Origin of the sequence: Kerstersia sp., assembly GCF_052103615.1 — a bacterium.
Lineage (GTDB): Bacteria > Pseudomonadota > Gammaproteobacteria > Burkholderiales > Burkholderiaceae_B > Kerstersia.
Genome location: NZ_JBQEKA010000102.1, coordinates 1 through 10775, shown reverse-complemented (window position 1 = coordinate 10775; position 10775 = coordinate 1). Strand labels below are relative to the sequence as shown.

The window sequence follows — 10775 nt, the reverse complement described above, 5'->3', positions numbered from 1 at the left end:
CGCCAAGGTCATCAATGGTCTGGATGTCTATACCTATGACAACGTCTCGCGTGCGCGGACGCAAGGGATAGAAACCAATCTGCGCTGGCAGGCGCTGAGTTCACTGGGAATGAATTTTGGCTACACCTTTACCGATGCCAAAAATCTGGATACCGGCAGCCGCCTGACGCGCCGTCCGCGTCACATGGGCCGGGTCGGCGTGGATTGGCAGGCGCTGCAAGGCACCAAGGTGACCGTGCGGGCAAAGTACCAGAGCAATGAACTGGTCTCCAGCCGCGATGCCAACTATGGCGGGCAAACCACGGCGTCGTCCGATGGCGTGTCGCCTTCCTGGACGACGGTCGATCTGGCCGTTGATCAGACCATCAATTCGCAGTTGACCGCTTTTGTCGGGGTCAACAACGTTTTCGACAAGCAGCGCGACTTCGCGGATCCGTCGGACTTCGGTCCGATCCGCGGCCGTTTCGTCTATCTGGGCGCGCGCTATTCATTCGGTAAGCCCTGACAGGGTTCACTTATCCATCAAGGAGAAAAACATGGCAATCAAGGTGCATCCTCTGGTGATCGCCCTGACGGGGGCATTCGTGCTGGCGGGCTGCGGCGGCGGTGGCAGCGGCGGCGATGATGGCGGCAATGACGGCGGCGGCAACGATGGCGGCGCCAAAAGCCAGTTCAGCGAAACCCGCGAACTGACTTTCACGCCGCCCGCGGCCAATGAGTCGGTGTGTTATGACCTGGATACGGTGCCTGCCAGCGTCGTGAGCTCCTGCGATGGCAGCACGGCCTGGGATCTCAAGATTACCGGCGGACGTTCTTACCCGACGTTCTGGACCAATAGCGGCATCAGCGGCCCGGGCAAGGGCGGTGCTTTCGGCGGGCCGTTCAGCCATACCTGGGCTTCGCTGGAACAATACAAGCAGGGCAATGTGGATCCGGAAAGCGGCCAGGCGCTGCCTGCCAATGTCTATGTGGCGGATGCGGTTTCCAGCGTTTTCAGCAGCAGCAGGGATTCGGGTTCGGCAGCGTTCGAGTACGGCCTGGGTAACGACCACAATATGTACCCGAACTTCCGCGTGTTCCTGATCACGACGGACAGCGCTTCGGCCAGCGTGACCAGCGGTGTCTATGCGCTGCAAATCGTCAATTACTACAACGCGGCAGGCAAGTCAGGCTACCCGACCTTGCGCTGGATCAGCCGCGACGGCAGCCAGGCGAAACCGACCGAAAAGACCTTTGACGCTTCCACGGATTGGGTCTATGTGGATCTGACGACTGGCACGACGACTTCCGCTGATGGCAGCTGGCATATCGCCCTGAACCGCCTGCAAGTCAAGCTCAACGGCGGGTCGAACAACCCGAACGGCAAGGTTGCCGGTTTTGACGGCTATACGCCTGCTGGTTTCTACGCGGCAGATGGCGAGCCGGTGGCTTCCAAGTTCCTGAACCCGCCTGCCGCTACGGTCACCGAAGGCTACCTGACGTCACCGGATATCAAGACGCCCGCCAAGGCCGCCGACTGGAAGAAGGACGCCAATGGTTCCGCGCTGAACCCGGCGTATGAGGGCGCCTACCCGGCACCGCTGAATTTTGGCTGGTACAGCTATTATTCTACCGATGAGGCAGCGGAGACCGTAGGCCTGAAGGCGCACATGCTGGCCGCTAATCCAGGCAACGGTACGATGATTCGTTCGGGTAGCGGGACGGGTTATGCGCGCATCCACCTGGATCGCATCGAGTACGCCGATAAGGCCGACCGCAACAGCGCGCAGACCTGGACTTTCGGTTACGCCGTTCAGGCCCCGCAATAAGGTCAGCGGCAAGCCGGCCCGCCCGGTTTGCCCCGGCAGGCAGCGCCAGCCTACGGCTGGCGCTGCCGCCAGTTGGCCCCCGCCCGCCCGGCTTCGCCTGGCGGGTTTTTTTATGGGACAGTCTGAGGGATCAGAATGATGGGGCAGGCAGGCGTAATCCGTGTTTTGGAGCGGCAGCTTGACGGACGCGAGAGATACGGACAGAATCTTCCGCTTCCATTTCGGGCAGGGCCGCAAGGCCTAGGATAGATGGCTCCAGGCAAGAAGGCGGCAGGCGATCCGCCGCTGATAGATCATTTCATTGATGCGCTGTGGCTGGAAGACGGCCTTGCGGCCAATACGCTGGCTGCTTACCGGCGCGACTTGCGCGGCTGGGCGGCCTGGCTGCAGGAAGCGCGCGCGCTGGATTTGGCGCATGCTGGCGCCGCAGACGTCTCGGCTTGGTTTGCCGCCAGCCATGCCGGAACGCGTCCAAGCACGGCGAACCGCCGCCTGGCTACCTTGCGGCGGTTCTATGCCTGGGCGTTGCGGCAGGGGCATGTGGCCGCTGATCCTTGTCTGAATATTCCCAGCGCGCGTCAGGCCGAGCGGTTTCCCAAAACCTTGTCGGAAGGGCAGGTGGAGGCGTTGCTGGCAGCGCCGGATTTGCGCCAGCCCGCGGGTATGCGGGACCGCGCCATGCTGGAAACGCTGTATGCGACTGGCCTGCGGGTGTCCGAGCTGGTGTCGCTGACGGTGTTGGATGTCAGCCTGAATGAAGGGGTGGTGCGTGTCCGGCACGGCAAGGGCGATAAGGCCAGGCTGGTGCCGCTTGGCGGTATCGCGGCAGATTGGCTGCAGGATTATCTGGATCAGGCCCGGTCGGTGATTCTGGGCGGCAAGGTGACGGATGCCTTATTTGTCACTCGGCTGGGCGCAGGCATGACGCGTCAGGCTTTCTGGCAACTGGTGCGCAAATACGCCATGCTGGCCGATATTCATGCGCCGCTTTCGCCGCATGTGCTGCGGCATGCCTTTGCAACGCACTTGCTCAATCATGGCGCCGACTTGCGGGTGGTGCAGATGCTGCTTGGGCATGCCGATATTTCCACCACGCAGATTTATACCCATGTTGCGCGGGAGCGCCTGAAAACGCTGCACGCGCAGCATCATCCAAGAGGTTAGCCAGTGAAGCCCCGCCATGTATCGGAAACCCCGGCGACGCAGTTCCTCAAGCGTCAGGGCGCTGCTTTCGAAGAGCGTGTTTATGATTATGTCGAGCACGGCGGCACGGCGGAAGCCTCGCGCCAGCTGGGCATGGACCCCCATGCCGTGATCAAGACACTGGTGTTTGAAGACGAAAAAGGGCAGCCCCTGATCGTGCTGATGCATGGGGATTGTGAAGTGTCGGCGAAGAATCTGGCCCGGCAGATCGGCGTGCGTAAGACGGCGCCCTGCGCACCGGAGGTGGCGCAGCGCCATTCCGGTTATTTCGTTGGCGGCACGTCGCCGTTTGGCACCCGCAAGCGCATGCCGGTCTGGGTGCAGCAAAGCATTCTGGCGCTGCCGCGTATTCTGATCAACGGCGGCCGGCGCGGGTATTTGCTGGAAATCGACCCGCAGATTTTGCTGACGGCGCTGGGCGCCAAGACGGTCGATGCGGCGCTGAACCACGAGGACAGCTAAGCGGCGGTTGCCAGGGGCGCGCGCCAGGCAATTCAGGTGAACGGATCGCGTAGGGGAACCTGCCGCCAGCCGGGTTCAGTCTGGTAAAGTAGCGTCCTCGCTACGCGGCAAATCCGGGATGTCGCAGGCCCGGTAAAAGCGTTGTTCCGGTGGCTTGTGCCCTTGCTTATGCAGTTATTGTGCCGTTCATCGCGCCATTTATGGTGCTATTTATTGCGCCGTTCATTGCGGCGTGTGGCGGGGACAGCAATAACGGCATTGCGCGTGATGCTTGAACAAACATAGCCGCCTTGCCTGGCCGCCCTTGCAGGGCGGATGGCCAGGTGTCCGAAACCGGCAATACGGAAGAATTTATGGCAGTTCCCGGCGATGCCGCTATCAGCGGCCGCTATCAGCGGGTTTCCGGAGAGAAAGCAGGCGGCGCGACATACACGCCGGGCATACTCTCGGATTTCGTTGCCGCACGCATGGCCGAGGCTCAGGGCATCCTGCCATCGGGCAGGCGTCTGCGCGTCCTGGATCCGGGCGTGGGCGAAGGGGAATTGTTGCTCAGCCTGTTGGCGGAGCTGGCTCAGCGCGGCATCACTGATGTGGATGTGCATGCCTTTGAAACGGATGCGGCAGCGCTGGCTGTGACCCGCCAGCGCCTGGAAGCGTCGTATCCGCAGGCCGTGCTGCACATGATACATGGCAGTTTTCTGGATTATGCCCTGGCGCAACCCGAGGGGCAGCCGGAACATGGCAGCGCGTATTTTGATCTGGTCATTGCCAATCCGCCCTATATCCGCACCCAGGTGCTGGGTGCGGCCCAAGCGCGCTGGCTGGCGGAGCAGTTTGGCCTGAAGGGCCGGGTTGATATGTATCACGCCTTTGTCGCCGGCATCGCCCGCGTGCTGCATGTCGGGGGCATGGTGGGCCTGATCGTGTCCAACCGCTTCATGAGCACGCGTTCGGGCGCTGCGGTGCGGGCCATGCTGCGGCGCCATTTCCGTATCCGCCATGTCTGGGATCTGGGCGATACGCGTTTATTCGATACGGCGGTGCTGCCGGCGGTGTTGCTGCTGGAACGTGGCGCGCCGGAAGTCAGGGCGGCGGCTGCCGGTTTCGTGTCCGCCTATGAGACGCAAGCCGCAGGGCAGGACACCCGCCGGCGTGTGTCCAATCCCATTGCTGCCCTGGCGCGTCCTGGCGTGGCGGCGTTGCCGGATGGCAGGCTGCTGCGGGTGACGCACGGCAAGCTGGATGCGGGTATCCGTCCGCAGGATAACTGGCGCATGGCGACCGGCGCCGGAGACGATTGGCTGCGTACGGTCGCGGCCCATACCTGGAAGCATTTCGGCAACCTGGGAAAAATACGCGTGGGGGTCAAAACCTGCGCCGATAAGGTTTTTATCCAGCAGGATTGGCAGGCTGTTGCGCCGCAGGGTCTGCCCGAACTGCTGCGGCCTTTGACGACGCATCATATTGCGCGGCGTTTTCGCGCGCAGGCTCCAGTCCGGCAACGCCAGATTCTCTATCCGCATGATATGCGGGATGGCCGGCGGATTGCGCTGGATCTGGCGCAGTTTCCCCGCAGCGCCGCCTATCTGGAGGCGCACAGGGAAACCCTGAGCGCCCGCCGCTATGTGATGGAAGGCGGCCGTCATTGGTATGAAATCTGGGTGCCGCAGGATCCGGCGCGCTGGGCCTTGCCCAAGCTGGTGTTCCGCGATATCGCGGAAACGCCTACCTTCTGGGTGGATCTGGAAGGCAGCGTGGTGAACGGTGATTGCTATTGGCTGGCGGCGGAAACGCCGGAAGCGGAAGATTTGCTGTGGCTGGCAGCGGCCGTGGCCAATTCCTCGTTTATCGAGCGCTTTTACGATGAAAACTTCCAGAACAAGCTGTATGCGGGGCGCCGCCGCTTTATTACCCAGTACGTCGAGCGCTTTCCGCTGCCTGATCCCGCCTTGCCGCTGAGCCAGGCGATTGCCGCGACAGCGCGGCAGATTCATGCCTTGGCAGGCAGCGCTGACGCGCAGGCGCTGGAGCGCGAGCTAGATCAGCAAGTTTGGCGTGTCTTCGGCGTCAGCGCGGAAGAATCCCGCCGGTAGCGGGATCTGCAATTTCTTGTTCAGCCCTTTGCCCTGAAATTTGGTGAAGCGCGTGAAGAAGTCTTCCCCGGTACTGACGATCAGGTGGGTGAGCGTGACCAGACGGCCATCGGTACGCGCATAGAACACGGCATAGCGGACATCGCAATGGCGCGGCTGGTGGCCGTTCAGTTGCGGCACATCGAGCAGATCCGGCCCGGAGGGCAGGGCCAGGCCTAGGTCTATGGTTGGGCTGGTTTGCAGTTTGACTTCCAGCAATTGCTGGCGCACGTCTGGAAACTGGCCATCATCCTGGTAATGCAGATAGCCCAGCTGGCGGCAGACCCGTTGATGCAGCCCGGCCCCCCGGTTGCGTTCCTGATCCGCCCCGAGATCGGGAAAGCTGGTACCTACCAGGGCAGACAAACGCTGGAACAGCTCAGCCACTGGCAGCAGGCTGCCGGCTTCGGGGTAAGACACGGGCGTGACCGCGGCCAGATCCAGCCCGGCACGGGTCAGCGCTTGTAGGGCGGCCGTATCCTGTTGCGATACCAGTTCGGCTGTTTGCTCGCCTACCAGGCAGCGCGCCTGGTACTTCTGTGTCAGGGTGCCGGTGGTGTCGAGTTGCGCCAAGGTGTCGCCTGTCACGACACGCACCTGGCTGATGCAGTCGGCGCTGTTCACGCGGATCAGCACATAGCGGCGTGACGGCGAGAGCTCTTCATTCCAGACTTGCAGATTATTGGCCTTCTGCACATAGGTATCGAAAAATTGCCCCGGAAAGCGCGGCTGCACTCGCCGGAAAGACGGCGGGAGGGGATAGCCCAGCGCTTCGCAGACATATTGCTTGGCAACTTTGGAGCGTGTCCGCAGCGGCAGCCCGGCCAGAGAAATGCCCCGCAGCGCCTGATCGAGCAGGGCTTCCAGGTCAGGGGTAGGAATCCAAAGAGCCGGGTCACCGATGGCGATCGGGTCGTAAATGCCGAGACCGGCGGCACGAATGTTCTCGACGTAGGGAACGGCTGGGGCGGGAGTGGGCGGAACGGGCATGGCGGAGAAAATCGTCAGCCGTTACAGGAACGGCAGGCAAGAAACAGGGGCGCCAAACCAAGGCGCGATACGGTAAAGGGACAGAGCCCAAGGCAAAGCCTTGCGCTGCGCGCCAAAGCGGCATTGTAGGACAGGCCTGGGATGATCCGGCCGCGGGTGGCGCCAATGCGGGCATCAATACGGGCCATCAATGCGGGCGCCAATGCCGGCACACCAAGGCGGGCAGCGGATGAAGCGTTGAATGGAGTGCTTCAGGCTTGTGCCATCCTGCCGGGTAGGGATAAGCTAGCCGATTGGCGGGGCAGCGCGATTTGAGCCATGCGCGCGGCCACAACGCTGGCGTGAGGGATTCCCACTGGCTGCTATGGCGCCTGGCGCAACGGTGAGCCAGTGGTGGCTTGGACTGACTTCAACGGGGTTATCGACATGAGCAAGAAAAACGTGGTTTTCATTACCGGCGCGACTTCGGGCTTTGGCCGCGCGACGGCACGCCGTTTTGCCAAGGCAGGCTGGTCGCTGGTGTTGTCCGGCAGGCGTTATGAGCGTCTGGAAGCGCTCAAGCGCGAGCTGGAAGATCAGGTGCCGGTACACATCGCCGCGCTGGACGTCAGGGATGCCGAGGCGGTGGCTGCCATGGTGGCGGCGGTGCCCGCAGAATTCCGTCCGCTGACCGCGCTCGTCAATAATGCCGGCCTGGCGCTGGCGCCGGAACCCGCGCAAAAGGTGGCGCTGGAAGACTGGCATACGATGATAGATACCAATGTCACGGGCCTGGTCAACGTGACGCATGCGCTGCTGCCGCAGTTGCTGGAAACCGGCAGCGGCGCCAGCATTATCAATCTCGGTTCGGTGGCGGGCGAATGGCCTTACCCCGGCGGCCATGTCTATGGCGCGACCAAGGCATTCGTCAAACAGTTTTCCTATAACCTGCGCTGTGACCTGATTTCCACCGGCGTGCGGGTGACGGACCTGGCGCCGGGGATGGCCGAGACAGAATTTACCCTGGTGCGCACCAAGGGTGATCAGACCGCTTCGGACAAACTCTACCGCGGCACGCAGCCGCTGAGCGCGGAAGATATCGCTGAGCAGATTTTCTATATTGCCACGCTGCCGCCGCACATCAATATCAACCGCCTGGAAATCATGCCCAGCCGTCAGGCCTGGGCGCCGTTCGCCGTGGATCGCGACGCCTGAACGGGCGCCGCGCAGCGCCCGGCCCAGGCGCCGGAGCATCCGTGATTGCAGCGGCTTTCACCCGCTGGCGCAAGTCGGTGGCGGTCGTTATGATGGATTGCTGTCCGGCACTGCCGGGAGGACGGCCTGGGAAACAGGCCTGACGCGGTGCGGCGCTTGCCGCTGCCAGCAGGCGGCGGCGGATTTTTTCTGCCAACTGGAGATAGACGGCATGAAACTCTACTATATGCCCGGCGCATGTTCGCTGGCGCCTCATATTGTTGCCAATGAATTGGGCATCAAGCTGGATCTGATCCGGGTCAGCATGTCCAACAAAACGACGGAACACGGCGACGATTATCTGGCCATCAACCCCAATGGGTATGTGCCGGCGCTGGTGCTGGATGACGGCCAGGTGCTGACGGAAGTGGCTGCGCTGGTGCAATACCTGGCAGACCAGAAGCCCGCAGCGGGCCTGCTGCCGCCCGTGGGCGCGCTGCCCCGCTATAAAACGCTGGAATTCCTGTCTTTTGCCGGCACGGAATTGCATAAAGGGTTTGCCGCGTTTTTCCGTCCGGGCACGCCGGAAGAAACCAAAGAGGCCAGCCGGGCCGTGCTGCAAAAGCGCATCGCCTATGTTGATGGGCTGCTGTCCAGGCAGACGTATATCGCCGGGGACGTCTATACCGTTGCCGACGTCTATCTTTGGGTCGTGCTCGGCTGGGCGCGCATCGTCAAATTCGATCTTTCCGCCTTTGCGCATGTGCAGCGCTGGCAGGCGCTGATTGCCGCCAGGCCGGCAGTGCAGCAGAGCCTGAAGGAAGAAGGCCTGGCCTGATGCGGCGGGGCGGGCGCCGCCAGTGCCGCAGCCCGTGTTCGCGGACTGCGGGGTGGCTGCCGCTCCGGCCTGATCTTGGCAGCGGGGGCGGGCCTTTGGGCAGCTGATTTTTGTCAAGATAGACGGGCTAGAACTTTGTCGAGAAACGCTTCGCAAGGTTAGAATGGTCCGAAATTTGTGATGATTTGGCACGCAAGGGCCGTCAGGCCAGCGCGTGTCCTGCTTATCTTGCCTGTCTCATGCCTGATCCCGTCAGCATTTTGATCGTCACCATTGTCTCTGCCCTGTTGAGCCTGGGCGTGCTGGGCTCCATGCTGAGCGCCAGAGTGGCAGGGGTGCGCGATTGGGTGATGGGCTGTTCGCTATCCATCGCCTCGCTGGTGCTGGTGTGCATGCAGGCCTATGACTGGCCCAAGGCCATTTCCGTGATCGCGGCAAATCAATTGCTGATGCTGGGCCTGCTCATTATTTTGCAGGGCTGCCGGAAATTTGCAGGGATCAAGCCAGTGCGGCAGATGGAATATCTGGCCTGGCTGCTGATTCTGGCAGGCATGTGGTATTGGACGTATTACAGCGATAACCTGAATGCGCGTATTGCGTTGGTGTCGGTGTTCCATGCCTATATCTATTTCTCTGTGGCCTGGATCAGTTATCAGATCCGGCCAGATGGCCATTTCTCCTACGCATACCGTTTTGTTTGCATTGCCGCGAGCATAGGCGGGCTGACGCATGCTGCCCGGGGCCTGACTTATGGCCTGGGCTTGGTGAGGCAAAATCATTTGCTGGAAACCTCATCGGCGACCACCCTGTTTTTAGGCCTGGGTATTGTGGCTTTGCCTTGCCTGGCGGCAGGCAGGGTGATGCTGGTGCATGATCGTCTGGTGCGGCGGCTGGAGCATCTGGCCAGTGTCGATGAACTGACCGGGGCACTGATGCGGCGCGCTTGCCTGATGCAGGCGGAAAGGGCCTTGCGCACGGCCGTGCGGACGGGCCGCCCCTTGTCCCTGGCGATGATAGACCTGGACCGCTTCAAGGCGATCAACGACAGCCGCGGCCACGCGGCAGGGGACCGTGTGCTGAAACACTTCGGGGGCCTGATCGGCGGCAGCTTGCGGGCCAGTGACGTGTTCGGGCGTATGGGGGGCGAGGAATTCATCGTGATCTGCCCGGAAACTACGCAAGCCGAAGGGGTGAAAATGTTGGAGCGCATGCAGCGCCTGATCCAGCGCGTGCCCTGCGTGGTGGATGGAACCGACCTGGCCTATACCTTCAGCGCTGGCGTCGGGGTTTACAAACCGGGAGAGTCGCTGGCGGAATTGATGGCGCGTGTGGATGAAACCTTGTATGTGGCCAAGTCCAGGGGGCGTGACTGCATTGTGGAGGCACCGCCGGAATGGCGTGTGGACAAACCCTCCACGGTGGGGGCCGAGGCGCGCGCTGCTGCGGCAGGGGCGGCGGCCGGGGCTGCGGTCGAGGGTTAGCGGCGGCGCAGCATTTGCTCGCAATCCTTGCAGAGGCGTTACCACATCGGCCTGCGATAGCGGCCGTTCGCAAAAACAAGAATGGCATACTGCCGGGGTTGCGGCGTGCGCCATGAGGCCCGCCCTTGTTTCCTATGGATCTTCAGGCTGGCGATGAGTACCAATAATCCTGTTTATCAAAGACGTATCCTGCTGGGTTCGGCGGGGGCTTTCCTGGGCCTGCTTTGCTGGTGGCTGATGGCCATGCGGGCAGGAGCCGAATCGCAAACCGGGTGGGCGCTGGGGCTGATTGCCGCCGCGACGCTGAGCCTGGCGGCGCTGTCGCTATTGCCCAGGCTGCCCTTGCGCCAGGCGCTGGCGGCGGCTGGCGGGCTGGCCGTGTTTTGCGCTGCACTGGCGGCGATCGGCATGGGGGGCTATGAGGATATTGATGGCTTTGTGTCGGCGCCGCAGATGTGGGCGGGCCTGGGTTTGCTGCCTGTCATTGCCGTGCCCTTTTTGGCGGCCGGGCTGACGCAGCCTGGCGGCTGGCGCAATTATGCGCAGTTGTTCCTGCATAGCTGGGACATTCTGTGCGCCTGGGCAGCGGCGGCGGTATTCACGGGGATCGCCTGGCTGGTATTGATGGCTTGCAGCGCGCTGCTGGGTTTCGTCGGCATAGATCTCCTGGGCATGATCCTCGGGCAGG

The 10775-nt window shown here is 62.3% G+C and carries 10 protein-coding genes; 9 read left to right on the top strand and 1 reads right to left on the bottom strand.

What is annotated here, in order from left to right; genetic code table 11:
- From ACTJGZ_RS14630 to ACTJGZ_RS14610, 5 genes are all read left to right on the top strand, one after another.
- Positions 1-505, top strand: a 505-nt coding sequence (locus ACTJGZ_RS14630) for a TonB-dependent receptor domain-containing protein (protein WP_441663638.1), incomplete at its 5' end; no start/stop codon positions are given.
- 31 nt (positions 506-536) lie between these two features.
- Positions 537-1808, top strand: coding sequence for an HmuY family protein (locus ACTJGZ_RS14625; RefSeq protein ID WP_441663637.1), 1272 nt, complete (start codon positions 537-539; stop codon positions 1806-1808).
- A 249-nt stretch (positions 1809-2057) separates the two neighbouring features.
- Positions 2058-2972: a site-specific tyrosine recombinase XerD gene (gene xerD, locus ACTJGZ_RS14620; RefSeq protein WP_441663636.1), complete on the top strand. Its 915-nt coding sequence runs from the start codon at positions 2058-2060 to the stop codon at positions 2970-2972.
- A 3-nt stretch (positions 2973-2975) separates the two neighbouring features.
- The gene (locus ACTJGZ_RS14615) at positions 2976-3473 is read left to right on the top strand and encodes an aminoacyl-tRNA deacylase (RefSeq protein WP_441663635.1); all 498 of its coding nucleotides are present in this window, start codon (positions 2976-2978) and stop codon (positions 3471-3473) included.
- 353 nt (positions 3474-3826) lie between these two features.
- The gene (locus tag ACTJGZ_RS14610; RefSeq protein ID WP_441663634.1) at positions 3827-5566 is read left to right on the top strand and encodes an Eco57I restriction-modification methylase domain-containing protein; all 1740 of its coding nucleotides are present in this window, start codon (positions 3827-3829) and stop codon (positions 5564-5566) included.
- On the opposite strand, the gene ACTJGZ_RS14605 is transcribed toward ACTJGZ_RS14610, so the two are convergent.
- Entirely contained in the window at positions 5510-6595 is a 1086-nt protein-coding gene (locus tag ACTJGZ_RS14605; RefSeq protein WP_441663633.1) for a hypothetical protein, read from the bottom strand. The two genes, ACTJGZ_RS14610 and ACTJGZ_RS14605, sit on opposite strands and share 57 nt — an antisense overlap.
- 426 nt (positions 6596-7021) lie before the next feature.
- Here ACTJGZ_RS14605 and ACTJGZ_RS14600 point away from each other — a divergent pair, with 426 nt between their 5' ends.
- The 4 genes from ACTJGZ_RS14600 to ACTJGZ_RS14585 form a co-directional block, all read left to right on the top strand.
- Positions 7022-7789 carry an SDR family NAD(P)-dependent oxidoreductase gene (locus ACTJGZ_RS14600; RefSeq protein WP_278858569.1) on the top strand — a complete coding sequence of 256 codons (768 nt, stop codon included), beginning with the start codon at positions 7022-7024 and terminating at the stop codon, positions 7787-7789.
- 211 nt (positions 7790-8000) lie between these two features.
- Entirely contained in the window at positions 8001-8606 is a 606-nt protein-coding gene (gene gstA / locus ACTJGZ_RS14595) for a glutathione transferase GstA (RefSeq protein ID WP_441663632.1), read from the top strand.
- 239 nt (positions 8607-8845) lie between these two features.
- A complete protein-coding gene (locus ACTJGZ_RS14590) occupies positions 8846-10087 on the top strand; it encodes a GGDEF domain-containing protein (protein WP_441663631.1) in 1242 nt (413 codons plus the stop codon).
- Between the two features lie 153 nt (positions 10088-10240).
- On the top strand, positions 10241-10775 hold a 535-nt coding region (locus tag ACTJGZ_RS14585), incomplete at its 3' end, for a hypothetical protein (protein ID WP_441663630.1).